Raw genomic sequence first — 26,529 nt, forward strand, 5'->3', positions numbered from 1 at the left:
GGCGCTCGAACCGCCTCGAATCGGAAGGCCTCGAACGACGACCAAAAACGGACGAACGAAGAAAAGGAGATCTCCATGAAAGCCGTTGTATTTCACGGTATCGGTGACATTCGCCTCGATGACGTCAAGGAGCCTCGCATCGAGAGCCCCTTCGATGCCATCGTCCGGCTCACCGCCAGCGCCATTTGCGGCACCGATCTGCACATGGTGCGCGGCACCATGGCAGGAATGAAGCCCGGCACCATTTTGGGCCACGAAGGCGTGGGGGTCGTGGAGGAGATCGGCCGCGGGGTGCGCAACCTGTCCGTCGGCGATCGCGTCGTCATCCCGTCGACCATCGCGTGCGGCGTCTGCGTGTATTGCCGGGCGGCGTATTATTCGCAGTGCGATCGCGCCAACCCGCGCGGCACCGGCACCGCGTTCTTCGGTGGCCCCGAGGAGACGGGCCCCTTTCAAGGCCTTCAGGCGGAGTGGGCGCGCGTCCCCTTTGCCAATGTCGGGTTGGTCAAGCTGCCGGCGGGTGTCACCGACGAGCAGGCCATTTTGCTCTCCGACATTTTCCCCACTGGCTACTTCGGCGCCAAGCTGGCCGAAATCCGAGATGGGGATACCGTGGTCGTCTACGGCTGCGGCCCGGTGGGGCAGTTTGCCATTGCGAGCGCCAAGCACCTGGGCGCAGGCCGCATCTTCGCGGTCGACACCATCCCCACCCGCCTCGCCATGGCGCGCTCGCAAGGCGCGGAGATCATCGACTTCAACCACGAGGATCCGGTGGCGGTCCTCCGCGAGCTCACCGGCGGCAGCGGCGTGGATCGTACGGTCGACGCGGTGGGCATCGACGCCGAGTGCGCGGAGTCGGGGCCCGCGAAGACCTCGTCGGACGAGCACGAGACCTTCGAAAAGGAGGTGGCGACCGTCGCGCCCGAGACCAACCCCCAAGGCCACAATTGGCACCCCGGGCACGCGCCCTCGCAGGTGCTTCGCTGGGCCGTGCAGGCCGCGGCCAAGGGCGGCTCCTTGGGGATCGTCGGGGTCTATCCGCAGGCGGCGACCACCTTCCCCATTGGAATCGCCATGAACAAAAACCTCACCGTCAAAATGGGCAATTGCAATCACCGCAAGTACATTCCCAAGCTCCTGGAGCTGGTGGAGAGCGGGGTCATCGATCCCACCGAGGTGCTCACGCAAACGGGCCCGCTGGTGTCGGCGATCGAGGCCTACAAAGCCTTCGATCGCCGCGAGCCCGGTTGGACCAAGGTCGAGCTCCGCCCGGCGGCTTGAGATGATTTTCGCCCGGCGGGGCGAGGTGGCGCAGATGCCGGAGACGGCGCGGGCTCCGCGGGCGCTGCGGCATAGGCGCGCGCTTTCTTCAAATCATCGACGAAGCGCTCCATCTCCCGGCGGCGCGTCTCCTCGTCGGGCGATCGGAGGAGGGAGGACGGATGAACGGTGGCCATCACGTAGGGGGCGAGCGGCGAGGGTATCGCCTTGCCCCGATCCCGGGTGACGCGGAGCTCTTTGCCGAGCAGCGCCTGGGCCGCGGTCGCCCCCAAGCACACGATGACCCTCGGCCGGACGGCGCGAATTTCGGCGTCCAGCCAAGGGCGGCAGGCCTCGATCTCGCCGCGATTGGGCTTGCTATGCAGGCGCCGCTTGCCGCGCGGCTCCCACTTGAAGTGCTTCACCGCGTTGGTCACGTAGATCGCTTCGCGATCGAAGCCGGCCCTCTTCAGCGCCTGGTCGAGGAGCCGCCCGGCGGGGCCAACGAAGGGTTCACCGAAGCGATCCTCGGAGTCGCCCGGCTGCTCGCCCACCAGCATGACGCGCGAGCCCGTCGGTCCTCGGCCAAATACCGTTTGCGTCGCCCTCTCCCAAAGGGGGCACGCGCGACAGCCTTTGGCCGCGTCCGTCAGATTGTCGAGGGTGCCATCTTCCGGCACCGGCGCGGCGGGTTGCTCCGATTTCGAGGCTTGCACCATGCGGCCCCCTCAATGCGAAATCGGCAATCCAACCACGAAGTAGATGACCATTGCCACCGCGAAAAGACCGGCAACGAAAAGGACGAATGGCTTGGGTACGGGCATTCCTCGTCTCATGGGCAACCTCCTGGTGTGTGTGCAAAGCTCAGACATCCGTCGGAGTCGCGATCGACAGGTGCCTATGCGGAGCATTTTCGAGAGCAATCGCCGCGCCATCTTCCGTGGTATCGTGGCCCCGTCCGAATGGCGCAAAAACCGCTCGAATCCCCCGCCCGGTCGGCACGAGAACTGGAGCATGAGCTCGAGCTCGAACGCCGCTTCGCCCATGCGCTCGATGGCCTGGCGAACGCCATGGCAACGAGCAACGACCTCGAGAGCCTCCTCCCGAGGTTGCTCGCCCTCTTCGTCGACGCGGTGCACCCGCACACCGCCATTCTTTGCCTGCGCGAAGGCGATCGGCTGCGCACGCGCGCGACCCATAGCATCCACGCCGCCGTGGGCTCGAGCCAGGCTGACGAGGACGCTGCATCGGACTTTTCCCTGCCGTTCGATCCCCAAGACGAAACCCTGAGCCGGCCAACCGACGGCACCCCGCGGCTCGTGTCACCCACGTCCCATGGGGCGCCCGCGTCAGCCGGGCCGCCGGCGTCGCCGGGTGCACCGGGTGCGGCGGCGGGCATCGCCACGCTCCCCCTGCGCAACCAGGCCGTCTATCTTTTGCCGCTCCACGACGCGGGAAAGCTCGTGGCGACCATTTGGCTCGGCACCTCCCAGCCTCGGGAGTTCTCGCACGGCGACAAGCGCATCCTCGAGCGCCTCGCGCGCGGGGCGGCCGCGGCCATCGTTCACCTCGCGGCGAGCCCGGTGGGGCGCTCCCGCAACGATGTGCTCTCCGTGGTTGCACACGATTTGCAAAACCCGATTACCGTCATATCCATTGCCGCCAATACCCTCTTGCAGCGCCTGAGCGAGTCGTCGGTTCGCAGGCCCATCGAGCGCATCATCCGCAGCGCGCAGCGGGCCGCCCGGCTCATTCAAGATTTGCAGGAGATCGACGCGGTGGAGACTGGTCGCTTTTCCATCGAGCTGCACCCCATCGAGCCCGCGGAGGTCATCCTCGCCGCCGTGGAGTCGCAGCAGAATCTGGCCGCCGACGTTTCGGTCATCCTGGCCACCGATCTCTCGCCCGAGCTGCCGGCCTTCGACGCGGACGAAGAGCGGCTCTTCGAGGTGCTGGAGAACCTCATCGGCAACGCGCTCAAGTTCACCGCGCCCGGGGGATCGATCACCGTCGGCGCCACGCACCGCGCCCGCGAGGTCCTGCTCTGGGTCAAGGACACCGGCGCCGGCATTTCGCCCGAGCAGATGCCCCATATCTTCGACCGTTTTTGGCAAGCAAAGAAGGCCGATCGGCGCGGCACGGGCCTGGGCCTCACCATTTGCAAAGCCATCGTCGAAGCGCACGGCGGGCGCATTTGGGCCGAGAGCACGCCCCACGTCGGGACGACCATGTACTTCACCATTCCGGCCGTGCAGCGCATGAACGAGACCGCGCGCGCCGGTGCACGCGAGGAGAGCGAGCCGGACGTCGCCAACATTCTCCTGGTCGACGACCGGCCCGAGAACCTCTTGGCGCTGGAGGCCATCCTCGCGCAACCGGGCTACCGTTTGGTGACCGCCGCCTCGGGCGAAGACGCGTTGCGCCTGGCCCTGCGGGAGACCTTCAGCGTCGCGCTGCTCGATATCTCGATGCCGGGGATGAACGGCCTCGAGGTGGCCGTGCATCTAAAGGCTCTCGAGCGCAGTCGCGATATCCCCATCATCTTCGTCACCGCGTTTGGCGACGATCCGCAGGAGATCCATCGGGCCTATTCTGCGGGCGGCGCCGATTATCTCGTCAAACCCCTCGATGCCGAGATCGTTCGCAAGAAAGTCGCCGTCTTCGTCGATTTGAGCCGGAGACGGCGGGACCATCCGGCGACCAAGCACCGAACCACCTGAGGAGCTACAAGGATGTCGAGTACGCGCACACCCGAATCGGGCGAAGGCGAGGATCCGCGCGTTTCCGGGCCCGCGGGCGCGCACGAAGAGCTTCGGGAGCTGCTCGACGTGCTGGTCGCGGTCCGCGAGGGCGACTTCACCGTGCGCCTGCCGAGCCATTGGACGGGGCTGATCGGAAAAATCGGGGATGCGGTCAACGATCTGGTGGTGGCCAATCAAACCATGGCCGAGCAGCTCGCGCGGGTCGGTCAGCTGGTGGGCAAAGAGGGACGAACGAAGCACCGCGTACGGTTTCCGCGCCTCACCGGCGCATGGGTCGACATGGAGGGCTCCGTCAATACGCTCATCGACGATCTGCTCTGGCCCACCACCGAGGTGACCCGCGCCCTCGCCGCCGTCGCCCAGGGCGATCTCTCGCAGACCCTGCGGCTCGACGTCGACGGCCGCCCCCTGCAAGGCGAATTTTTGCGCTCGGCGTCCCTGGTGAACGCCATGATCAAGCAGCTGGGCGTCTTTACGTCGGAGGTCACGCGCGTGGCCCGCGAGGTGGGCACCGATGGAAAGCTCGGCGGGCAGGCGGTGGTGCCGGGGGTCGCGGGCACCTGGAAAGATCTGACCGACAGCGTGAACTCCATGGCCGGCAACCTCACGGCGCAGGTGCGCAACATCGCCGAGGTGGCGACGGCCATCGCCGGCGGCGATCTGTCGCGCAAGATCACGGTCGACGTGCGCGGGGAGATTTTGCAGCTCAAAGAGACCGTCAACACCATGGTCGATCAGCTCAACGCCTTCGCGCGCGAGGTGACCCGGGTGGCCCGCGAGGTCGGCACCGAGGGGCGCTTGGGCGGCCAAGCGCAGGTGCCCGGCGTCGCCGGGACGTGGAAGGCGCTCACCGACAGCGTCAACTTCATGGCCAGCAACCTCACGGCGCAAGTGCGCAACATCGCCGAGGTCACCACCGCGGTCGCGCGCGGCGACCTATCGCGCAAGATCACGGTCGACGTGAAGGGCGAGATCCTCGAGCTCAAAGAGACCATCAACACCATGGTCGATCAGCTGAGCGCCTTTGCGTCCGAGGTGACCCGCGTCGCGGGCGAGGTCGGCACCGAGGGCAAGCTGGGCGGCCAAGCGGAGGTCCCCGGGCTCGCCGGCATCTGGACGGAGCTCACCGGCAACGTCAACTCCATGGCCAAGAACCTCACCGCGCAGGTCCGCAACATCGCCGAGGTCGCGACCTCGATCGCGGCCGGGGATCTCTCCAAGAAGATCACGGTCGACGTGCGTGGGGAGCTCCTGGTCCTCAAGGAGACGCTCAACACCATGGTCGAGCAGCTCCGCTCGTTCGCGGGCGAGGTCACGCGCGTCGCGCGCGAGGTGGGCACCGAGGGCCGCCTCGGCGGGCAGGCCAACGTTCCGGGCGCGGCCGGCACCTGGAAAGATCTGACCGACAACGTGAACCTGCTCGCCGGCAACTTGACCACCCAAGTGCGCAACATCGCCGAGGTGACCACGGCGGTGGCGCGCGGCGATCTGTCGCGCAAGATCACGGTCGACGCCAAGGGCGAGGTGCTCGAGCTCAAAAATACGGTCAACACCATGGTCGATCAGCTGAGCGCCTTGGCGGCCGAGGTCACGCGCGTGGCCCGCGAGGTGGGCACCGATGGAAAGCTCGGCGGCCAGGCCGAGGTGCCCGACGTGGGCGGCACCTGGAAGGATCTCACGGACACCGTCAACGTGATGGCGGCCAACTTGACCGAGCAGGTGCGCGGCATCGCCAAGGTCGTCACCGCGGTCGCCAGCGGCGATCTCAAACAGAACTTCACGGTGCAGTCCAAGGGCGAGGTCGCCGCGCTGGCCGACACCATCAACAGCATGACCCGCACCCTCGCCACCTTCGCCGAGCAGGTCACCTCGGTGGCCCGCGAGGTGGGGGTCGAAGGGCGGCTGGGCGGCCAAGCCAATGTCCCGGGCGCCGCCGGCACCTGGAAGGATCTCACCGGCAACGTCAACCTGCTCGCCGCCAACCTGACCACCCAGGTGCGCGCCATCGCCGAGGTGGCGACCGCCGTCACCCAGGGCGATCTCACCCGCTCGATTCAAGTGGAGGCCCGCGGAGAGGTCGCCGAGCTGAAAGACAACGTCAACACCATGATCGACAACCTCCGGCTGACGACCGATCGCAACACGGAGCAAGACTGGCTCAAGACGAACCTGGGGCGCTTCACCAGCATGCTGCAGGGCCAGCGCGATCTCGTGCGCGTGGGGACGATGCTCCTCTCGGAGCTCGCGCCCTTGGTGTCCGCGCACCAAGCCGTGCTCTATCGGGCCGCGGCCGACGCGCACCCGGCGAACGGCGACGGCGAGGCGAACGAAAAAAACGAAAGAGGGGGCCTGATCTTGAAGCTCCTGGCGTCGTACGCGGACGACGGAACGTACGGCCACCCGATGACCTTGCGGTTCGGGGAGGGCCTGGTGGGGCAGTGCGCCGTCGAGAAGCGGCGCATCCTGATCGCCTCCCTGCCGGCGGACACCGTGCGCATCGCCTCCGGGCTCTTTCGCGCGCTCCCGCGCACCATCGTCGTGCTGCCCGTCCTCTTCGAGGGGCAAATCAAGGCGGTGATCGAGCTGGCGTCGCTCGGTGCTTACACCGCGTCGCACCTGGCGTTCCTCGATCAATTGACGAGCAGCATCGGCATCGTCCTCAATAGCATCGAGGCGACCATGCAGACCGAGGCCCTGCTCGCGCAGTCGCAGAAGCTCGCCGCCGAGCTGCAAGGCCGGCAAAAGGAGCTGCAGCAGACCAACGAGCAGCTCGGACAGAAGGCGCAGCAGCTCGCCGATCAAAACGCGGAGGTCGAGCGCAAGAACCAAGAGATCGAGCAGGCGCGCCGGGCGCTGGAGGACAAGGCCGAGGAGCTGGCGCTCACCTCCAAGTACAAATCCGAGTTCCTCGCGAACATGTCGCACGAGCTTCGCACCCCGCTGAACAGCATCCTCATCCTCGGCCAGCAGCTGAGCGAAAACCCCGAGCAGAACCTGTCTCCGAAGCAGGTGGAGTTCGCCCGCACCATCCATGGCGCAGGGACCGATCTGCTCAACTTGATCAGCGACATCCTGGATCTCTCGAAGATCGAATCGGGCACGGTCACCGTGGAGCCGGCGGAGGTCTTCTTCCCGATGCTCCTCGACACGGTGGCGCGCCCCTTCCGCCACGACGCCGAGACGCGCGGCCTCGCGTTCGACGTGCGGCTCGACCCGAAGCTCGGACGGAGCCTGGTGACCGATCCCAAGCGGCTGCAGCAGGTCCTGAAAAATTTGCTCTCCAACGCCTTCAAATTCACGGAGCGAGGCGGCGTTCGATTGAGCATCTCCGAGGCCCCCGCCGGCTGGTCGCCCGAGCACCCCATCCTCCGCCGGGCGGAGACGGTGGTGGCGTTCGAGGTCGCCGACACCGGGATCGGCATCGCGCCCGAGAAGCAAAAGATCATCTTCGAGGCGTTCCAGCAGGCGGACGCCGGCACCAGCCGCCGATACGGTGGAACGGGCCTGGGGCTCGCGATCAGCCGCGAGCTCTCGAACTTGCTCGGCGGCGAAATGCAAATCCGCAGCACCCCGTCCATCGGGAGCACGTTCACCCTTTACTTGCCCCGCGAGTACATCGGGCCCTCGGTGCCCTCGCGCGAGACCGCGCGGCGCGGGTATCTCCCTTCGGACGCGGCGATCTTTCGAACCGCCCACGCCGATCCGCAGGACGCGCCCGCGCTGCTGGACGCGGGGGGCGAACCGCCCCCTGCGGAGCCAACGAGGCAGGGCGCATGGCAGAGCGCCGATCCCGCGGAGCCGCTCGGGGAAGCGGCGCAGCTCGAGCAGGCGAAGCTGCTCGAAGAGGAGCTGCGCGGCCGCCACGTTCTGGTGGTGGACGACGACGTGCGAAACATCTTCGCGCTGGGGAGCGTGCTCGAACGATACGGAATGAGCGTGGTCACCGCCCAGACGGGGCGCGAGGCCATATCCATCCTGGTGAATACGCCGGGCATCGATATCGCCCTGATGGATATCATGATGCCCGAAATGGACGGCTACCAGACGATCCGCCTCATTCGCGAGGCGCCCGATCTTCGAAGGTTGCCCATCGTAGCCCTGACGGCCAAGGCCATGAAAGGCGACCGCGAAAAGTGCCTGGACGCCGGCGCCTCCGATTACCTCGCCAAACCCGTCGACACCGCCCAGCTCCTGGCCACCCTTCGGCTATGGCTACGCCGTTGATCGGCATCTGCGCCGCGGGGCCGAGGTCTGCGCCATCCGGCGCGGGCTATGCCGTTCACGTTGGATTCTCTCGTTCCCGTACCGCGCTCCCCTCTCGAAATCGGACGAGTGACGGCATCGCGATGAGCGCTACGCCGTTGATCCAGGCTGCGCGCAGCGGCGCGCGATGGTGCCGAGCAGCTGCGGGAGGTGAAAGGGCTTGTAGACCACCGAGTCGGGATCGGTCGGCAAATTCTTGAGATCGCGGTTCGAGGTCATCACCAGCAAGGGGATCTGCGCGAGCGCGACGTCGCGCCGCTGGAGCTCGCGGAACTGCCAGCCATCCATTCCTTGCATCAGCAGATCGAACAGGATCAGATCGGGCTTGTCCGGCTGGTGCAGCCGCTCCAGCGCGTCGAACCCGCTCTTGGCGCCCGTGGCCGCGTAGCCCGCTTCCTCCAGGAACTCGCAGAGGGACTCGCGAAGCTCCTTGTCGTCATCCACCACCAAAATGCGGTATTTGCGCGCCGGCTCCGGGGTGGGGGCGGGCGCGACCATCGAGGGCTGGGCGGAGCGGAGGGTGAAGAAGAACGTGGTGCCTTTGCCGACCCGGCTCTCGACCCAGATGCGGCCGCCGTGCGCTTGCACCAGGCCCTTGGCGATGGCCAAGCCGAGCCCCGTTCCCGTGCGCCGCTCGCGGTGAAGACGCCAGTAGCGATCGAAGACGTGCTCCAGGTGCTCTTCGGCGATGCCGGGCCCGGTGTCCTCGATGGCAAAGCGCGTCTCGAGCCCGATGGTCTCCACGTCGATGCGCACCTTGCCGCCTCTGGGCGTGAACTTGATTCCATTTCCAATCAGGTTCGAGAGGATCTGCCCCACCCGGTGCGCGTCGCAGTGCACCCAGACCCGCGAGCCGTCCGCCGCGCACTCGAGCTCCACGCCTTTGGCGGCGGCGGACGCGCCGAGGAGCTCCAGGCTCTCGCGCAAAATGGGTAACACCTCGTGCGGCGCGCAGGAGACGGCAAAGTTGCCGGACTCCATGCTCGCCAGATCGAGCAAATCGCCGATGAGCCGGTTCATGTTCCCGGCCGCCCGCGCGATCATGTCCACGTAAACGGGCGCGCGCTCCGGGGACTCGCCGGAGTCGTTCATGCCGCGAAGCAGGGCGGTCGCCATGACGATCGAGCTCAAAGGGTTCTTCAGATCGTGGGATACGACGGCGATCACGTCCTCGCGCAGGTGCATCGCCGCCTCTGCGCTGGCGCGCGCCTGCCGCTCGGCCTCGTACAAGTGGGCGTTCTCCATGGCCACCGCCGCGGATTGCGCGAGCTGCTTGGCCAGCGCAAAGTCCTTGTCTGCGAGGGCGCGGCGCGAGGCCGACGTCACCAAGGTGATGAGCCCCAGGGTCCGCTCCACCGTGCGGATGGGCACGGAGAGCGCGTGCTCCGAGAGGCTCCCCGAGGGATGGGCCCCGGGCAAATCAGGCACCACCTCGGCCCCCGGATCGACGTGGGCGAACGCGATGCGGCGGAGCGACTCGTCGGGGCCGCCCACGTAAACGGCGCAGCCGTCGGCGATGCGCGGCACCGCCAATCGGGCGACGGTCTCCAACGTCTTTTCGTAGTCCAGACTGGACGAGAGCTCCGCCGTCGCCTCGGCCAAGAACGAACGGCGCGCCTCCTCGAGGCGGCCTTCGCTCACGTCGCGGAAGACCCGCACCTCGCCGGCGGGCTGGCCATCCGCGCCCAGCACCGGCGAGACGCCGACGTCGATGGCCAGCTCGCGGCCATCGCGGCGCACGAGCAGCGGCTCGCGATCCCCCCGCACGGGGAAGACCTCCGCCAGCGCCTTTCCGCGCGCCTGCGCGGCGGACCAGCCGCAGAGCGACTCCGCCGCGGCGTTCAGGAACACCACCTTGCCCTCGCCGTCGGTGGCCAAAACGCCATCGCCCATGCTGTGCAGGGTCATCGAGAGCCACTGCTCGCTCGCGTGGAGCGCGTGCATCACCCGGTGCAGCTCGGCTTGGGACGCGGCCAAGGACGACGCCAACGCCTCCGCGCGCTCCATGGCCGAGCGCGCGACCAGCACCCGCCCCAGGCCCGCGGCGGCCCGCCGTTCGGCCGCGAACAAAGTGGCGAGCAGCGGCATCGCCGTTCGGGCCTCCTCCACCCGCGCGGGCACGGGCGCGCCGCCGAGGAGCACCAGCACGCAATCGATTTTGCACGACCAGCCCCGCGCGCGCTGCACGGTGTCCTTGTCGGGATAGGGAAGATCGGCCTCCTGCATCTCGCGGATCGCCACGCATCGCTCGATGAACTCGCGCCACGCGCGGCCGTTGGGGAGCGTCTTGGGGAAGCCCATGGCGGGCAGAAAGACGCCGACCTCGAGATCCCGGGTGAAGACCACGAGGTCCTCGGCGCCGAGAAAACGAGCGAGCTCCCGGGCGGCCTCCAACCGGTGGGGGGAGCTCGCAACGGCAGCCATCGAGGAGATGGTGGATCCTGGCACGGAATCGCTACTCCGGAATCAAGCAAGTCACCGCGGTGCAGTTGTGAAAGCCGGAGAACTGCCCCTCCGCGCTCACGATTTGACCAATCGTATTGCACCCTAAAAGCTTTGCTTCGCCAAGCTCGTTTCGAATCGAGTCGAGCTCGATGCCGAAGTCGTGCCCCATCCGAAGCCGGGTGGCCACGCAATCGAAGAAGATGGCCAGGGCCGGCTTGTGGCCTTCCAGCTGGCGCATCGCCTCCTTGGTGCTCTGGACGGCGGCCTCCGCCGCGGTGGCCGTCGTGCAACCCATGATGCGAACGGTCGCGCCCTCGGGGATCTCCGCCGCGCAGCTCACCGCGCCATCGTCTTGCACGCGGAGCGGCACACGCAGCTTCTTGGGGCCGGGGCCGGTGTCGACCCCCAGGATGTTGTGCAGGAAGAACGGAAAGGCATCCTGACGGTCCATCTTCTGCCCGGTGCGCTCGGCGTGATCCTCGAACACGTCGGCGGCGGCGATGGCGTTCAAGCTCGCGAGCCGCAAGCCCTCCGCCTCGGTGACGCGAAAGGCCCCGCTGCGCGGCGACCAGCCGTGCGTGACCCCCACGCCAATGGGCTTGTTCGAGAGGATCTCGAGCGCCACCGCCGCGTCGGCCACCACCTCGGTGCCATGGAAGACGACCCGATCCTCGAAGCGCTCGTCGCCCGCGCCGCCGCCCACGAAGCGGTAGCTGCCGCCCGTCAAGGTGCTGAGGTGCAAGGCGAATCGATCGCTCTGCCCCGCCATGGCGTCGGCGAAGACGAGCGCCGTTCGGTACGCGAACGAAGGATTGCCGATGCCGTGAAAGGTCGCGATCATCTCCGAGGCCGCCTTGCGCGGATCGCGGCTCAGCGCGCGCCCCAGGCTCGCATGAAACCGCATCTCGGGGGCGCGAATGGCCATGGCGCACGCGAGCCCCACGCCTTGCGCCTGCCCCGTGAACTCGCCGGCCGACGAGGTGCCCACCAGGGTGCGCGGACGGCACTCCATGTCGATGGCCAAGAGCAGCTTCGAAAAATCGTAGCGCGGTGACGCAAACAGGATCAGCGCGTCCGGGCGCTCACCGCCGAACGCCTGGTGGATCCGGCTCCCGAGCGAAGCGCCGGCTTCTTCGCTCGATGCAACGCCCGTGTGCACGACCGTGGCGGTAGTCATTTAGCGCACGAGGGTTCGAGCCCAGGGGGTGGCGCCTACATTGGCCAAGTTGTGCACCGTGTCGAGGAGCTCTTCGTGATCCACCGGCTTGGCCAGATGGTTCGTGTACCCGGCCAAGAGCGCGCGCCGGCGATCCTCGGGGTACGCATACGCGGAGAGCGCGATGGCCGGCGTCCCGCCCCCCATTTCGCGCGACATGGCGCGGATGCTCCGGAGGAACTGATAGCCGTCTTCGTCCGGCATCCCCACGTCGCTCACGATCACGTGCGGGCGGAACCACTCGACGGCGTGACGGCCCTCGGGCGCGGAGCCCGCGAGGCGCACCACCGCGCCCCGCTTCTGCAGGAGCGCCCGGAGCAGCTCGCGCGCGTCCGGCTCGTCGTCGACCACCAACACGCGCACGCCATCGAGGCGCAGCGATCCTTGGGGCGAGGCTTCGCCCGGGACGGCGGGGATGGCGCCCATCGGAACGACGGCGCGAACGGGGAACATCGCGGTGAACGTGGTGCCTTGGCCCGCCCCCGCGCTGGTCGCCGCCACCTGTCCGCCGTGAAGCTCGACGATCTGCTTGGCGATGGCCAGCCCCAGGCCCAAGCCGCCCACCCGGCGGGTCGCCGAGCTGTCGGCCTGCCGGAACGGCTCGAAGATGTAAGGAAGAAACTCCGGCTCCACGCCGCGCCCGGTGTCGCTCACCGTGAGCTCGATGATCGCGCCCTCCCGGCGCAGCCGGATGGAGACGGTGCCACCTTGGCCCGTGAACTTCACGGCGTTCGAGATGAAATTCCACGCCACTTGCTGCAGGCGCACGGGATCGCCCACCAGCGCCATGGGGTGCTCCGGGCAATCGAGCACGAGCTCGATGTTCTTCGCGTGCGCGCCAGGGCGCACCCCCTCGAGCGCGTCGCGCACGATGGCGACCATATCGGCCACCTTGGCCTCGATGCGCATCTTGCCCGCGATGATGCGCGACATATCGAGCAGATCGTCGACGAGCTTGATCTGCGCCTCCGCGTTGCGCCGGATCGTCTCCAGGCCCTTGGAGAGCACGCTTCCATTGCGCTCCTCTTGCAGGATGCACGACCAGCCATGAATGGCGTTCAGCGGGGTGCGCAGCTCGTGCGAGATGGTCGCGAGGAACGCGTCCTTGACCCGCATCGACTCTTCGACTTGGGCGAGCCGGATCCGCTCCTGCTCGGCGTTGCGGCGCTCGGTTAGATCGCGGGTCACCATGGCGACCCCCACGAGCTCCCCATTGCTCTGGGAGCGAAGGGCGCTGAGGATGACGCTGGCCCAAAAGCGGGAGCCGTCCTTGCGAATGCGCCACCCCTCCTCTTCGAAGCGGCCTTCGCGGCGCGCGATCTCGAGCGCCTTCTCGATCTTCCCCGTCTCGCGCGTCTCGGGCGGATAGAACGTGGAGACGTGCTGCCCGATGATCTCGTGCGCCGCGTATCCTTTGATGCGCTCGGCGCCGCCATTCCAGCTCGACACGATCCCGGTGGGATCGAGCATGAAGATGGCATAGTCCGTCAAGCTCTCGACGAGCAGTCGGAAGACGTCGGAGTGTTTGCTTCGCTCGACTTCGGCTTCGAGTACACGCGCGCGCTGCCTTAGACCGGCGATCGTGCGCAACCGCATATGGGTCTCGCTTTCTCCCCGGACCGGATGGGCGTGAGTATGAGCCTCGCACACACTCTCGTAAAGGCTCGACTTTGCCCCGGAGAACGTATCCATCACGTATGCGCAGAAGAGGGAGAACGAGTGGCGAACGGCCAGCTCGTTCCAGAGCTTCTCGAGCTGAATGGCCGCTTCCGGCCGGCCGTCGCGGCAAAGCAGGTCGACCATCTCGCCGTAGACGTGCATGCGCGCCCCCGGACGCGCTCGAAGGATGGGCTCGACGACCGCGGCGAAGCGCGCCGCATCGGGCATGCCATTCACCATGAAGAGGCTCAACGTCTCGCGCGCATCGGCCATCGTCAGGAGGCCCGATTGAAGCGCGCTCTGGAGGTCCGGAGTGCTCGACTCGAGCCGCTCGCGAATGATTCTCCGATGCTCGGGGGTCGCCACCACGTGGATCGGATCGCCGGCCGAGAGACCCGCGCCAATGAAGTTGGACACCGACTCGCTCAGGAGCGCCTCGTCCTCGTAGAAGAAGACGGAGTGATTCTGCGCTTCGTGCGCCACACGGGGGTTTCGAAACTCTCGACCTATTTCAGCGATCGTGGAGCTCATAGGACACCCATGGCGTGGAATATGCGCGAGGGCCTCCGAGGCGTCAACCAAGTGGGCGGCGTCCTCGCAAACACGTCACAACCTAGCATTTGAAGCTGAGCGGATGCCATGCAAGCGTTGCGGAGGCGCCAACGAGGTGGGCCATCCTGGTGAGTGCGCGCGCACACACTGAGGCAGTTTTGCTGTGCTTCACGTTCGGGCGAAAGGATGTGCTGACCCCGATACGCCGCTTCTGACCGCGGTTCCGCGCGCGCTCCGCTCTGGCATCGAATGGCCCGGAATGTGCTCTGGCCGTCTCTAGCGAACGCGCCGCAGAGAATCACGGCGTTCATTCGAGGGGGGCGAAGTTCTTCTCATTAAGGAGGCTCGCCAGTGATCGATCGAACCGGAATTTTCTTCTCGTGCGCAGGCCCCATCGCCATCGCGATGGCGAGCACGCGGAGGCATCCATGAACTCGCTCCGCAACCTGCCCATCGTCCTTCGTTATGAAGAGGATGGCACCATCCTCGCGCAGTGCCCTCTCCTCCCCGACTGCCAGTGCAAGTCCACGTCGCGCACCCAAGTGCTTCGTACGATGCAGATGCTCATCAAGCACGCACTGGCCGCATCGGCCGCATCGACGAGTTTGAAAGCGCAAAAATACGAGGTCGTCCATTTGGCCGTTGCCCCAGCGTCGGACTCGGGCAATCGATTCGGAACGCGCTCGCCGCGGCGAAAGAAGCCCGAGAGCCCTCTGCTCGAAGTCATTTGATATCGAGGGCGCTGCCGTGCAAAAGACCTTCTCGAATGATCGTCATGGCATTCGCCCGCGGGACGGAAAGCCCGCCGTCGAGTCCACAACGGACATCGCGGCCTTGAGCCGAGTGCTCTTGTCCGTGCTCACCTCGCACGCGGCGCTCGAGACCGAGAACTCGGAGCTGCGCCACAAATTACGAAGGGCGGAGGAGGCGCGGGACCACCTCGCCCGAGAGCTCGCCGACCGCACGCAGACGAGCGAGCGGCTCGCGGGTGTGCTCGCCCACGATCTGCGAAACCCGCTGGGGGCGATCCTCGCGGGGGTCGATCTCTTGAAACGGCGGGGCGGGCTCGGTGAGCTACAGGCCAATATCCTGGGCCGCATTCATTCGTCGGGGCAGCACGCAGCGCACCTGATCGAGGAGTTGCTCGACTTCACCCAAGCGCGCCTGGGCGGGGGGTTGAAGATCCATCGCGCCCCCACCGACATGACCGCGATCGCGCGTCAGGTCATCGATGAAACGGAGCCCGCCTATCCGGGGCGGTGTATCCGGCTCGAGACGGAAGGTGACGTGGACGGCGATTGGGACGAGGAGCGGCTCGCCCAAATCTTCTCCAACCTGCTCGCCAACGCGCTCGCGCACAGCCCCGAGGACGCCGCGATCACCGTGAGGACGTGGACCCGGGATGGCGAGGCGTTCACCAGCGTGCACAACGGGGGTCCCGCCATCGACGAAGAGGCCATGGGCCAGCTCTTCGAGCCATTCCGGCGCGGCGAAAAGAGGACCGCGCGCTCGGGCAAGCACCTCGGGCTGGGCTTGTACATCGTCCAGCAGATCGTCCGAGCCCATGGCGGACGGGTCGAGGTGCGCTCCACCGAAAACGAGGGGACGACGTTCCTCGTCTCCTTACCACGCGCGGATGAGTTAGTCTCCGCTCCGAAGCCGCACATGGAGTCTTCGATGGGAGGCACCGAAGAGGCGGCAACGGAAAGGTACTGATCCGGCGATGAGCGATGAACTGAAGGCGTTCGAGCGTCTGGCGACGGGTGTTCATGGGCTCGATGAGATTCTGAACGGGGGCTTGATCGTAGGCGGCACCTACCTCGTCATGGGCCGGCCCGGTTCGGGGAAGACGATCTTGGCAAACCAGATCGCCTACTCGCACGTGGCCGGCGGAGGACGCGCCCTCTATGTGACCTTGCTGGCGGAGTCCCATGCTTGGCTCATCTCCACCTTGCAGGAGATGTCCTTCTTCCGCGAGGAGGCCCTGGGCGGCGCCCTTCAGTACATCAGCGGCTACCAAGCCTTGGAGAAAGAGAAGCTCGATGGTCTCACGCGACTCCTGCGCAAAATCGTGCGCGACCATCGGGCGAGCTTGCTGGTCATCGACGGGCTGGTGACCGCGGGGGCCATGGCCGACACGGAGCTGGAGCTCAAGAAGTTCATCCACGAGCTCCAGAGCCTGATCGAGCTCGTGGGCTGCACGACCTTGCTCCTCACGGGGGCCAAGGGAAGTGACGCGAACTACCCGGAGCGGACCATGGTCGACGGTCTCTTCCAGCTCACGACGAAGCGAATTGGAATGCGCACGGTGCGGGAGCTGGAGATCGAGAAGCACCGCGGCTCGAGCCATGTGCTGGGGGCGAGCTTCTTCGAGATCTCCAGCGACGGAATTCGAATCTTCGGCCGGACCGAGGCCATGGTGGGCGCCGCGCTCGTCCAGCAGGCGACGGACACGAGCAAGCTGGCGACCGGCATTTCGAGCTTGGATTCCATGCTGTCCGGCGGGCTCCCCTCGGGCTCCACCGCCATGCTCCTCGGCTCCTCCGGCAGCGGCAAGACCTTGCTCGGCCTCCACTTCTTGAACGCGGGGGCCCACCTGGGCGAGCGCGCGCTCTATTTTGGTTTCTTCGAGGCGCCTTCGCGCCTCGTCGCGAAGGCCAAGAGCGTCGATTTGGATCTCGCGGCGGCCATCGATGACGGCCGCATCGAAATGCAATGGCGGGCGCCCCAGGAGCTCTTGGCCGATCGGGCCGCCGAGGAGCTGCTCACGACGGTCCGCCGGCGGTCGATCAAGCGGGTCTTCATCGACGGGCTCGATGGCTTCCGCAGCTGCGTCATTTACCCCGAGCGCACCGGGCCCTTCTTCACGGCCTTGAGCAACGAGCTGCGTTCGATCGGGGCGACGACCTTGGCGTCGGAAGAGACATTGGGCCTCTACGGCTGCCCCGAAAAAGACATTTCGTTGAACGGCGTATCGTCGATGATGGATACGATCATCCTGCTTCGCTACGTCGAGCTGCGCACGCAGCTGCATCGCTTCATCTCCATCATGAAAATGCGCGAAGGTCGATATGACACTTCGCTCCGCGAATTCCAAATCGACGAGAGCGGCTTCCACATCGCCGAATCCTCCGAGAGCGCGCGCGCCATCTTGGCGGACGATCATCGCACCCGAGACTCCGAGCTCGGCCCGACGATGCAAGGGACGGCCCCCGCACATCGTCGGGGATCGCGATGAAGAGGATTCTCCTCGTCGATGACGAGTACGCGCTGGTCGATACCTTACGGGATTTCCTCGAGGACGAGGGATATCTCGTGGAATCGGCCAACGACGGCCAAAAGGCGCTGGATCTCATGGCCATGCACCCGCCCGATCTGCTGATTTCGGACGTGATGATGCCCATCATGGATGGCAAAGCCCTCTTGCGATTCATGCGAAACGAAGAGGCGTTGCGCGCCGTCCCGGTGGTCCTGGTGAGCGCGGTCCGGCGGCAAATATCGCTCCCCGCGACCGAGGACATCCCGCCCTTCGCGGCCTTTCTGCGTAAGCCGTTTCAGCTGGAGAAGCTCTTGACCATCGTGGCCTCGCTCATCGGTCCGGGCGAGAAGAAGTCGCGCTGATCCCGCGGAGCGCGCGAACCGCGAATCCTGCGAAAAGCGCGGATCAAGGGATGAGCACGACCTTGATGCAGCCCTCCTTCTTGTCGCGGAACGTTCGATAGGCGTCGGGGCCCTCGTCGAGCTTCAAGCGGTGGGTGATGATGGGGGTCGGGTGGATTTGCCCTGCCTCGATCTTTTCGAGGAGCGGCCGCATGTATTTCTGGGCGTGCGTCTGGCCCATCTTCAAGGTGAGGCCTTTGTTCATGGCGGCGCCGAATGGAATCTTGTCCAGGAATCCCACGTAGACGCCGGGGATGGAGACGGTGCCGCCTTTGCGGCAGCAGTAGAGCACCTCGCGGAGCACGTGCGCGCGATCGGTGCCGAGCTTCATCATCTTCTTGGCGTTGTCGAGGATGGCGTCGATGCTCCCGAACGAGTGCGCTTCGCAACCGACGGCGTCGATGCACCGATCGGGTCCGCGGCCATCGGTCATCTCTTGCAGCCGCTCGTAGACGTGCTCCTTCGAAAAGTCGATGACCTCGGCCCGGCCCACGCGCTCCGCCAACGTGAGGCGCTCCGGTACGCGGTCGATGGCGATCACGCGGCCCGCGCCCAGCATCCACGCGCACTGAATCGAAAATTGTCCGACCGGACCTGCGCCCCACACGGCCACCGTGTCGCCGGGCTCGATCTGCGCGTTCTCCGCGGCCATGTAGCCCGTCGGCAGAATGTCGGAGAGGAAGAGCACCTGCTCGTCCGTGAGGGTGGACTCGATGACGAGCGGCCCCACGTCGGCGTACGGCACGCGCAGGTACTCGGCTTGGCCTCCGGCGAAGCCCCCGAGGAGATGCGAATAGCCCAAGGCGCCGCACGGTGAGTGCCCCATGGCCTTCTCCGCCAGCTTGGCGTTGGGGTTCGAGCGATCGCAGGCCGCGAACAACTTCTTTCGGCAGAAGAAGCAATCACCGCAGGCGATGACGAAGGGCACCACCACCCGATCGCCCTTCTTCAACTTGGTGACCTCCCGCCCGACCTCGACGACCACGCCCATCGGCTCGTGCCCCAGGATGTCCCCACTCTGCATCCCGGGCATGAATCCGTCGTAGAGGTGAAGATCGGAGCCGCAGATGGCTGTAGCCGTTATTTTGACGATCACGTCGGTGGGATCGACCAGCTTCGGATCGGCCACAGTGTCGATGCGAACATCTTCCTTTCCGTGCCAAACGAGAGCCTTCATGGATACTCCTGCGCAAGGTGTCGAACGTTTGCCGATGTTGGCGGGCATGTGGGGCAACATCCGGACCTCTCCGTCGTGGCTCTTTTTGCGTAACGTTCATGCGCCGTGGCCGCGCGCATCGAGCTCGGGTGTGCATCGATCGCAGCTGCTACACCGAGGCAGAACGCACCTGGATAGACGCGATGGTACGAACGCGTGTAGCGGGGGCGACGTCATTATAACATCTTCGGCCTATGATTTCATGCTCATGCGGCCATGAGAAAATGTGTCTCCAGATCCCGGGGCCCCGTCCTACCTGGAGCCGGGGTGCTACCTCGATCGCTACGAGCTCCTGCGGCCCATCGCTCACGGCGGAATGGCGTCGGTGTGGCTCGCCTGCCTTCACGGTGCATGCAATTTCGAGAAGCTCGTAGCCGTCAAAACCATTCTTCCGCAATACGCGTCCGACGTGCGTTTTCGAGAGATGTTCCTCGACGAGGCCCGGCTGGCCGCGTGCATCAAGCACCCGAACGTGGTCCAAATCCTCGACCTGGCCGAGTTCGGCGGGGTGCTCTACCAAGCGATGGAGTGGGTCGACGGCGAGTCGCTCTCGAAGATCATGCGCGTGCTGCAGGCGCAACGAACGCGGCAAAACGCCCTGCCGCTGGGGATCGCGCTGCGGATCATGGCGGATATTTCCGCTGGCCTGCACGTCGCGCACGATCTCTCCAACGCCGAGGGGAAGCACCTCGGCGTCGTCCACCGGGATATCTCTCCGCAGAACATTCTCGTGAGCATCAATGGGATTCCCAAACTCATCGATTTCGGAATCGCCAAAGCGCGCGATCGGGTGGCGTGCGAGACCACCGCCGGCGTGGTCAAAGGAAAGCTTCGTTTCATGGCGCCCGAGCAGGCCATGGGCAAAAAGGTCGATCGCCGCTCCGACGTGTGGGCGCTGGGCGCCGTTACGTATTATCTGCTCACCGGCAATTCGCCTTACGAGGGCGACAACCAACTTGCCACCTTGCGCATGCTGACGAGCGGCGAGCCTCCCCCACCCTTGCCCCCCACGTACCCGCGCCGCATCGATGCCATTTGCCAAAAGGCGATGGCGTTCGATCCCGAGGCGCGCATGGCGACCGCCGTGGAGCTCCGGAGGGCGCTCGAGATGGCGATGCTCGAGGTGGGCTGCCAGACCAGCTCGGGCGACGTGGCGGCGTTCATGAAAGCGAACGTCCCGGAGGGTGCGCGCCGTACGACCATCACGCGCGAGGTGTCCGTGCGCCGCCGGTTTGCGTCGCTCCATCCCTCGCCGGGCTTCGGCTCCGATCGCGCGACGGTGCCCGACGTGACGCCCGTGGACTTTTTGGGCGCGCACACGGCGGAGACCGTGCTCGCGGCGAACACCGCGCCCGATGGCCCGCCGGACATGGAGCCCGATCTCGATCCGTTCGCGTCGACGGAGGCGGGCGTCTCGTCGCCGAGCGGAGGGAGCACCGGGCCCGCGCTGCGCCGGAGAAAGGCGGGCGCGGCCGCGCTGGGGGGCGTCAGCGCGCTGCTGGTGCTGGCGGCCTGCGCGCTCGTGTGGCTTCCCACGACGCGGGGAGGATCGGTGGCGCTCGGTGGCCCCGGCGCATCGGAGACCTTCGAATCGCGCGAGCCGTTCGCGTCGCGGGAGCCGCTCGAGACGCGCGAGCCGGTGGCGCGGCCCGACGACTCCGGCGCGCCACGGGAGGACGCGACCGCGCCGGGCGACTCGGTTTCGCCGACGCCGGCCGGCTCCACGGGGCCGAGACGGCCGCACAAGAGGGACTATGGATTTTGATGGGATGCGCAAAGCCTGTACGGTCACCACGCTCGGCCCGGTGCTCGGCCTGACGATCGGCGTGGCGATCGTCCTGGTGTCTTCCGCGGCGCGCGCGGAGCCCTCCTCGACGGACAAGGAGACCGCGCGCACGCTCATGGATCAGGGGATCGATCGGCGCGAGCACGGGGATCTCGAGGGCGCGCTCAAGAGCTTCCGCACCGCGGACGCGCTGATGGGCGTGCCCACCACCGGCTTCGAGGTCGCCAAGACGGAGGCCCTGCTGGGCAGGCTGGTGACGGCGCACGAGATCGCGCTCAAGATCGTTCGCAGCCCCGCCAATCGCGACGAGCCGCGCCCCTTCATCGAGGCGCGCGAGCGGGCGCGGCTCCTCGGCGGTGAGCTGGAGGCGCGCATCCCCACCATCGTCATTCGATTGGAGGATCTGCCGGCCCAAGGCACCAAGGTCACCCTCGACGGCGCCGCGATCCCGAGCGCGTCCTTGGGGACGCCGCACAGGGTGAACCCCGGGCACCACATCGTCATCGCCGAAGCCGGCGCCGTCTCCCACCGCGCCGAGATCGACGTGAGGGAGCGCGAGCCGAAGCCCTTCGTGGTGAAGCTCGGCCCCGCGGCGGGCGGCGCAGGCAGCGGATCCGACGCACCCGCCGGCGAGAACCGCACGCTCAAGCACGTGGCCTACGCGGGCTTCGGCGTGGCGGCCGTGGGGGTCGTGGTCGGGGCCATCACCGGGGTGATCGCGCTCAACCAAGACAGCGGCTCCACCTCGAAGACGTGCACGAAGTCGGGCGGCATCCGCATCGTCACCGGCGATCAGACGTGCACCGTCGACACCACGGACACGTCGGACAAGACCATGCCGCTCGTCTCGGTCACCGCCCTGGCCGTGGCGGGCGCGGGCCTGGGGGTCGGCATCGTGAGCCTCTTATTGAGCCGCCCGCACGACTCGCCGCCGCCCCAGGCCGCGCGGGTGGAGCCGTGGATCGGCCCGGCCAGCGTGGGGCTCAAAGGACGATTCTGAGGGGACCGCAAGATCTTCCAAGTCGGCGCCCGGCCCCGTCCCTACGATGCTCCTCGAGCCTCGAGCCTCGAGCCTCGAGCCTCCGAGGAGGAGAGTCATGTCCGATCGCATTCACCCGTCCATCGAAGAAAAAGCCGCTCAGTTCTCCCGCCTGCACGACGCGGGGTGTTTCGTTCTGCCGAACGCGTGGGACGTGCCCAGCGCGCTGCTCGCCCGGGAAGCGGGCTTCGCCGCCGTGGCCACCACCTCCGCGGGCGTCGCGCTGGCCCGAGGCTTCGCCGACGGCGAGCGTATCAGCCGCGGTGAGATGCTGGCCTTTGCGAGCGAGCTCGCGCAGCGCTTGCCCGTCCCCGTCACCGCCGATCTCGAAGCCGGTTATGGCCCCTCGCCCGAGGATGTCGCGACCTCGGTTCGCGGCGCCATCCGCGGCGGCATCGTGGGGTGCAACATCGAAGATACCGATCCGCTCACGGGCAAGCTCTTCGATCTGGACCTGGCCGCGGCGCGCATCCGCGCCGGGGTGGAAGCCGCGCACAGCGCGAAGCTCCCGGACTTCGTGCTGAACGCGCGCATCGATACCTTCTTGACCCGCTTCGGCACCCGCGAGCAATCCGTGGCCGAATCCATCCGCCGCGCCCATGCCTACTTGAAGGCGGGCGCGCGCTCGGTCTTCGTGCCGGGTCCCACCGACGCGGAGACCATCCGCGCGCTGGTCGCCGGCATCGATGGCCCCCTCAACGTCTGGGGCGGCGTGGGCGACCGCATGGTGCCGCTCGAGGAGCTGCGCGCCCTGGGCGTGCGCCGCGTCAGCCTCGGACCGGGGCCGATGCTCGCCGCGTATACGGTGGCCAAGCGCTTGTTCGCGGAGGCTGCCTCGGGCCAGAGCTTCGCCTTCGAAGGCGCCATGAGCATGTTCATGGAGCTCTCGGGCCTGGTGCGCCAATACCCGTTCAAAACTTGATGATCGGTAAGGTAAAAATCGTCTCCCCCGGCGCCGACGGTACGGGCGGCGCCACCGAGGGCGGTATTTCGTGCAGCGGCGGGGTCAGCGCCTCGAAGGTCTGCCCCTTCGCCAGCTTCAACGCTGCAACCGCGGCCGTGCGAATGACGCTCTTGGCGCCGTCGTCGATGGTCAACACGTCGATGGCCTGATCGAGGAGCGTTTCATCGAGGGTCCGCAGCGCATCCCGCACCGGCTCTTGGAGAAAGGGCGGCAGCGCCCTTAGCACCGGCTCGCTCTCGAGCGCGCGATCGACGGCGTCGGACACGGTTTCCGGGCGGAGATCGAAGGGATCTTTCATGAACGGCGCCCGATTCTACGCGATGCGGGCGCCGGCGGGCCGTCAGACTGGCAGGCTGGCAGGAATCTCAGGATCCAAAGTATTCGCTGCGGAACCGCTGGCAGTATGCCTCGAGGTTTGCATGCGTTTTGGCGGCTTCCTTGAGAGGCGTTTCGACACCCGTCCACAGGATGGTCGCGAGGAAGCCATAGGCGGTGGCGTCCAGCAGAACGGGGCGCGCGCCGCCGAAGTAGGCCTTGTCCCCCAGGAAGTCGGAGATGGCGCGAAGGTCCTTGCGGCCGATGGTGTAGACCTCGTCGCGCGAGTGAAGCGCCATTCCATGGCCCTTGGCCTGGCGGTGAAGGGTCTGGCGCACGAAGCGGACCACGACCTGGCCGAGGGGGGCCGGGAAAAACTTTACGAAGCCATCGCGCCACATCGGCCACCCGGGGTGGTCGATCCACCGCGAATACAGGATCACCCAGCAGAGGCTATCCTCGAAGAGGCGCTGAAAGGCCATGGAGGTGGCGCTCTCCTCGGGCGACTGGGGCGGGATGCGCTCACCGTACTTGGATATCAGATGGTCGATGATGAACGAGGAGTCAGGGATGATCCGGCCGTCGTCCTCGATGAACGGCATTTTGCCTTTGGGCCCGTGCAGCGAGTTTCGCTCGACCACAATCTCGTAGGGCAACCCGGCCATGCGAAGATACGCCTCGACCTTGATGCAAAAGGGGCTCACGCTGGGGACCCCCCACGATCCCGGATATTGATGGAGGCGAATCACGGTTCGACCCCCTGCCCGCCCCCGGGCGATGCGTCTGCAGGCTCGAATCCGCCAAGCTTTTTCCCGGCGATGGCTCGCGCGATCGCCGGGTCGATACAGTTTTTCACGGTGCCTCTCCTCGACGACGAATCGCGTCGCACAGAGGATATGCACGTATCAACATCTAGACCAGTAGCTGGACCATTCATGGATACGGCGCACGGGTACATCGGACACGCGAGTACAGGGCCTCGATTCGAATCGAATGGAGATCGAATGCGCCGTGCACACGCAACTCCTGCGCTATTCGCGGAAAATTATGCGCAAATCGTCATCATCATTCGATAAATGATGACGAATCGACACCCATTTTCCCATCATGGCGCCGTGGAATCAGGAAAACGAAGCTTCCTCCAAGCGATCAATTCGTTGGCGGCACCTGTGAGTTGCTCTGGAGCAACGATCGGGCCAGACGCAGCGTTGAGAACGAGGGCCACATGGATCGCGCCAGATGCACCCCCCGATGGCCGGATCACCAGGCGACGTGCGATCGCGGAGCCTGGCTCCTCGGCCACGAAAACGGCGCCGGAAGACGGAAGCCCGATCGCGCGCGCCACATCGCCCACGACGACCGTGCTCGCGGGCGCAAATGACTGCGGGAGGTGCAGCTCCGTCGTGGCCGTGTTCGCGGCGGGCTCGCGCCAAATCAAGACTCCAAATGGACGACTTGCGATCAACGCGGCGACATTGGGCATCCCTTTGGGCGCAGCCAACCACGCTTGCTGCTGGCCCGCGCCGCCGAAGCCCGAACGCGCAAGGTCTTCGTAGGCAAAGGCGAGGATGTCGCCGGCCACCGCGGTCGGATAGAGACGATCGAGCACCCGCGAATCGAGCCGCAACGAAACGTTGCCCGAGGCGTCGGAGACGGCGACCGAAAAGTCCTCGCCGTTCCAGGCATCGCCGGCCGTCTGCACCTTATCGGGGTTGCCGTTCATGAGCTCATGATGGCGGCCGTTGTAGATATCCCAATGCCATTGCGTCGACGAGAGCACGGTGCCGCCCGAGGCTGCGTCGTCCCACCATTTCGCGCCCGCCACCCCCGAATCCATGGCCTGGTACATCGCACGAACGATCCACGGGGTGCGGTCGCTCCCGCTGCCCGACATCTTGTTGCCGAACTCCGACACGAAGGGCGCCGTGGCCACCGCGCGGGCGCGGGCGCGGATTCGGTTCATGGGGGCATCGTAAACGCCATCCGACGCTGGCGTGGGATCGATGACCATGCGCATGCCATCGTAATAATGACTATTGAAGACATAGCGGGCGCCGAGCGGGCCCACGGAGGACAATCCGCCCTCCTCGCCCACAGCCGTGTTCCAGAACACCAAGGGCTCCACGAAGGCCGGCTTGTCGCCCCACCCTGCCGCGTCCATGGCGCTTCGGAACCGCTGATAGAACGGCCAGAGGTATGTCTTCTCCCATTCCAGGCCGCTCTTTCCATCCAAGCCGCCATCGAAGGGCTCGTTGAATGGATTGAAGCCCAAAATACTCTGGAACTCTTGCGCGCTCAGCTGCTGTTCGAGATAAACCATGGCGGCCGAGGCTTGCTGGAGGAAGGCATCCTGAACGCCCATTTCGCCCGCCGAGGTGGTGATCCTCCGATTGTGCCAGAGGTCGTGGGCCGCCTGCCGCACGGCCCCGTTCGACTGCATGTTCTGCCCCCAGAGGAGGCACGCACCGCACCACTCGGCGGGATAATTGCCGGCTTGAATGATCCACTTGGGCGCGCCGTCTCCCGTGTACCAGCTGCCCGTGTCGAAGAGATGGGCCGAATACAAATCTTGGTGATAATCGACCAAGATATAAAAGCCTCGCTGCACGAACTCGCGCATCTGCGCGATCGCCCGATCGAGGTACGCGTAGCCGATGCTCCCCGCCGCCGGCTGCACGCCCTCCCAGCTGATGAGAAAGCGAACGGCGTTGGCGCCGGTTTGGTCTCGCATGGCCTGGGCCGATTTTGCGGCATCCGCCGTGCTCCGAAATGGCAATAAGCCGTTTTCGTAGAGCTTGGTGCTGCCCGCGACATTGAATCCGCGAAGCACGATTTCGCGCCCCGCCGCGTCTCGGAACACCCACGCTTCGGAGGCTTGGCCTTTTCGCGCGACCGCGATGGGCGATCGGGCGGCAACCAGCGGCTGCGCCGTGGAGGCTAAGGGCGCGTCGCCTTGGTCCTGACAGCTCAGCGCCGCCAGCGCCCCCGCTGCGCCAAGCACAAATGCCGCAGAACGTATGTTGAGGTACGTATTCGACACCCGAGGCCTGGGAACTCGCATGGTTCCTTTCTAATGGCCATCGGGTGACGAAACGAGAACGATGCAGCAAGACGTCCACCGTCTTTTACGTGCGCACGATCAACTCGCATCTTGACACCCGCAGGGCGACGCGCGTCGTTGGCGCCGCGCACGCGAACCGCATCTTGCGCGGCGCGGGCGCGAAGCGCGTCGTTGGCGCCGCGCACGCGAAGTGCGGCTTTGGCCTCGCGCACGCGAACCGCATCTTGCGCGGCGCGGGCGCGAAGCGCGTCGTTGGCGCCGCGCACGCGAAGTGCGGCTTTGGCCTCGCGCACGCGAACCGCATCTTGCGCGGCGCGGAGCGCGTCGTTGG

General features: G+C 66.4%; 18 protein-coding genes. 10 read left to right on the forward strand and 8 right to left on the reverse strand.

The features are described 5' to 3' along the window. Window positions 1-75 precede the first annotated feature (75 nt). Entirely contained in the window at window positions 76-1,281 is a 1,206-nt protein-coding gene (locus LZC94_29930; GenBank protein WXB12062.1) for a glutathione-dependent formaldehyde dehydrogenase, read from the forward strand. Here LZC94_29930 and LZC94_29935 read toward each other — a convergent pair. Continuing rightward, entirely contained in the window at window positions 1,218-1,979 is a 762-nt protein-coding gene (locus LZC94_29935) for a UdgX family uracil-DNA binding protein (GenBank protein WXB12063.1), read from the reverse strand. The two genes, LZC94_29930 and LZC94_29935, sit on opposite strands and share 64 nt — an antisense overlap. Window positions 1,980-2,330: 351 nt before the next feature. On the opposite strand from LZC94_29935, the gene LZC94_29940 reads away from it, so the two are divergent. Beyond that, window positions 2,331-3,980 (forward strand): hybrid sensor histidine kinase/response regulator, encoded by a 1,650-nt coding sequence (locus LZC94_29940; GenBank protein WXB12064.1) that lies wholly within the window; start codon window positions 2,331-2,333, stop codon window positions 3,978-3,980. Window positions 3,981-3,992: 12 nt separating this feature from the next. After that, entirely contained in the window at window positions 3,993-8,246 is a 4,254-nt protein-coding gene (locus LZC94_29945) for a HAMP domain-containing protein (GenBank protein WXB12065.1), read from the forward strand. Window positions 8,247-8,375: 129 nt separating this feature from the next. Here LZC94_29945 and LZC94_29950 read toward each other — a convergent pair whose 3' ends face one another. From LZC94_29950 to LZC94_29960, 3 genes are read right to left on the reverse strand one after another with little or no spacing between them, the layout of a single operon-like run. After that, entirely contained in the window at window positions 8,376-10,709 is a 2,334-nt protein-coding gene (locus LZC94_29950) for an ATP-binding protein (protein ID WXB12066.1), read from the reverse strand. Window positions 10,710-10,740: 31 nt separating this feature from the next. Beyond that, on the reverse strand, window positions 10,741-11,907 hold the full coding sequence (locus LZC94_29955) for an FIST C-terminal domain-containing protein (protein ID WXB12067.1): 1,167 nt from the start codon (window positions 11,905-11,907) through the stop codon (window positions 10,741-10,743). After that, window positions 11,908-14,136 carry an ATP-binding protein gene (locus LZC94_29960; GenBank protein ID WXB12068.1) on the reverse strand — a complete coding sequence of 743 codons (2,229 nt, stop codon included), beginning with the start codon at window positions 14,134-14,136 and terminating at the stop codon, window positions 11,908-11,910. Between the two features lie 449 nt (window positions 14,137-14,585). Here LZC94_29960 and LZC94_29965 point away from each other — a divergent pair, with 449 nt between their 5' ends. The 4 genes from LZC94_29965 (at window position 14,586) to LZC94_29980 (ending at window position 17,778) form a co-directional block, all read left to right on the forward strand. Next, a complete protein-coding gene (locus LZC94_29965) occupies window positions 14,586-14,888 on the forward strand; it encodes a hypothetical protein (protein ID WXB12069.1) in 303 nt (100 codons plus the stop codon). Window positions 14,889-15,000: 112 nt separating this feature from the next. After that, a complete protein-coding gene (locus tag LZC94_29970) occupies window positions 15,001-15,873 on the forward strand; it encodes a HAMP domain-containing histidine kinase (protein WXB20268.1) in 873 nt (290 codons plus the stop codon). A 7-nt stretch (window positions 15,874-15,880) separates the two neighbouring features. After that, window positions 15,881-17,395 (forward strand): recombinase RecA, encoded by a 1,515-nt coding sequence (locus LZC94_29975; GenBank protein WXB12070.1) that lies wholly within the window; start codon window positions 15,881-15,883, stop codon window positions 17,393-17,395. Continuing rightward, window positions 17,392-17,778 (forward strand): response regulator, encoded by a 387-nt coding sequence (locus LZC94_29980; protein WXB12071.1) that lies wholly within the window; start codon window positions 17,392-17,394, stop codon window positions 17,776-17,778. The genes LZC94_29975 and LZC94_29980 overlap by 4 nt, the downstream gene beginning before the upstream one ends. Window positions 17,779-17,821: 43 nt before the next feature. Here the strand turns inward: LZC94_29980 and LZC94_29985 are convergent, their stop codons facing one another. Continuing rightward, window positions 17,822-18,994 carry a glutathione-dependent formaldehyde dehydrogenase gene (locus LZC94_29985; protein WXB12072.1) on the reverse strand — a complete coding sequence of 391 codons (1,173 nt, stop codon included), beginning with the start codon at window positions 18,992-18,994 and terminating at the stop codon, window positions 17,822-17,824. A 265-nt stretch (window positions 18,995-19,259) separates the two neighbouring features. On the opposite strand from LZC94_29985, the gene LZC94_29990 reads away from it, so the two are divergent. The 3 genes from LZC94_29990 to LZC94_30000 all read left to right on the forward strand — a co-directional run bounded on the left by LZC94_29990 (window position 19,260) and on the right by LZC94_30000 (window position 22,780). Beyond that, a complete protein-coding gene (locus LZC94_29990; protein WXB12073.1) occupies window positions 19,260-20,798 on the forward strand; it encodes a serine/threonine protein kinase in 1,539 nt (512 codons plus the stop codon). A gap of 4 nt (window positions 20,799-20,802) precedes the next feature. Next, window positions 20,803-21,819 carry a hypothetical protein gene (locus LZC94_29995; GenBank protein ID WXB12074.1) on the forward strand — a complete coding sequence of 339 codons (1,017 nt, stop codon included), beginning with the start codon at window positions 20,803-20,805 and terminating at the stop codon, window positions 21,817-21,819. A 97-nt stretch (window positions 21,820-21,916) separates the two neighbouring features. Continuing rightward, a complete protein-coding gene (locus LZC94_30000; GenBank protein ID WXB12075.1) occupies window positions 21,917-22,780 on the forward strand; it encodes an isocitrate lyase/phosphoenolpyruvate mutase family protein in 864 nt (287 codons plus the stop codon). Here LZC94_30000 and LZC94_30005 read toward each other — a convergent pair. The 3 genes from LZC94_30005 to LZC94_30015 all read right to left on the reverse strand — a co-directional run bounded on the left by LZC94_30005 (window position 22,770) and on the right by LZC94_30015 (window position 26,138). After that, the gene (locus LZC94_30005; protein WXB12076.1) at window positions 22,770-23,120 is read right to left on the reverse strand and encodes a hypothetical protein; all 351 of its coding nucleotides are present in this window, start codon (window positions 23,118-23,120) and stop codon (window positions 22,770-22,772) included. The two genes, LZC94_30000 and LZC94_30005, sit on opposite strands and share 11 nt — an antisense overlap. Window positions 23,121-23,187: 67 nt before the next feature. Further along, complete coding sequence (locus LZC94_30010) at window positions 23,188-23,886, reverse strand: glutathione S-transferase family protein (GenBank protein WXB12077.1); 699 nt, start codon at window positions 23,884-23,886, stop codon at window positions 23,188-23,190. Window positions 23,887-24,242: 356 nt separating this feature from the next. Further along, window positions 24,243-26,138 (reverse strand): glycoside hydrolase family 5 protein, encoded by a 1,896-nt coding sequence (locus LZC94_30015; GenBank protein WXB12078.1) that lies wholly within the window; start codon window positions 26,136-26,138, stop codon window positions 24,243-24,245. Window positions 26,139-26,529: the final 391 nt, after the last annotated feature.

The sequence above is a fragment of the Sorangiineae bacterium MSr11954 genome (genome assembly GCA_037157815.1).
Classification (GTDB): domain Bacteria; phylum Myxococcota_A; class Polyangia; order Polyangiales; family Polyangiaceae; genus Pendulispora; species Pendulispora albinea.

Coding starts and splice junctions, on each gene's coding strand:
- LZC94_29930 (WXB12062.1), top strand. CDS start 76: ATGAAAGCCGTTGTATTTCACGGTATCGGTGACATTCGCCTCGATGAC.
- LZC94_29935 (WXB12063.1), bottom strand. CDS start 1,979: ATGGTGCAAGCCTCGAAATCGGAGCAACCCGCCGCGCCGGTGCCGGAA.
- LZC94_29940 (WXB12064.1), top strand. CDS start 2,331: ATGGCAACGAGCAACGACCTCGAGAGCCTCCTCCCGAGGTTGCTCGCC.
- LZC94_29945 (WXB12065.1), top strand. CDS start 3,993: ATGTCGAGTACGCGCACACCCGAATCGGGCGAAGGCGAGGATCCGCGC.
- LZC94_29950 (WXB12066.1), bottom strand. CDS start 10,709: ATGGCTGCCGTTGCGAGCTCCCCCCACCGGTTGGAGGCCGCCCGGGAG.
- LZC94_29955 (WXB12067.1), bottom strand. CDS start 11,907: ATGACTACCGCCACGGTCGTGCACACGGGCGTTGCATCGAGCGAAGAA.
- LZC94_29960 (WXB12068.1), bottom strand. CDS start 14,136: ATGAGCTCCACGATCGCTGAAATAGGTCGAGAGTTTCGAAACCCCCGT.
- LZC94_29965 (WXB12069.1), top strand. CDS start 14,586: ATGAACTCGCTCCGCAACCTGCCCATCGTCCTTCGTTATGAAGAGGAT.
- LZC94_29975 (WXB12070.1), top strand. CDS start 15,881: ATGAGCGATGAACTGAAGGCGTTCGAGCGTCTGGCGACGGGTGTTCAT.
- LZC94_29980 (WXB12071.1), top strand. CDS start 17,392: ATGAAGAGGATTCTCCTCGTCGATGACGAGTACGCGCTGGTCGATACC.
- LZC94_29985 (WXB12072.1), bottom strand. CDS start 18,994: ATGAAGGCTCTCGTTTGGCACGGAAAGGAAGATGTTCGCATCGACACT.
- LZC94_29995 (WXB12074.1), top strand. CDS start 20,803: ATGCGCAAAGCCTGTACGGTCACCACGCTCGGCCCGGTGCTCGGCCTG.
- LZC94_30000 (WXB12075.1), top strand. CDS start 21,917: ATGTCCGATCGCATTCACCCGTCCATCGAAGAAAAAGCCGCTCAGTTC.
- LZC94_30005 (WXB12076.1), bottom strand. CDS start 23,120: ATGAAAGATCCCTTCGATCTCCGCCCGGAAACCGTGTCCGACGCCGTC.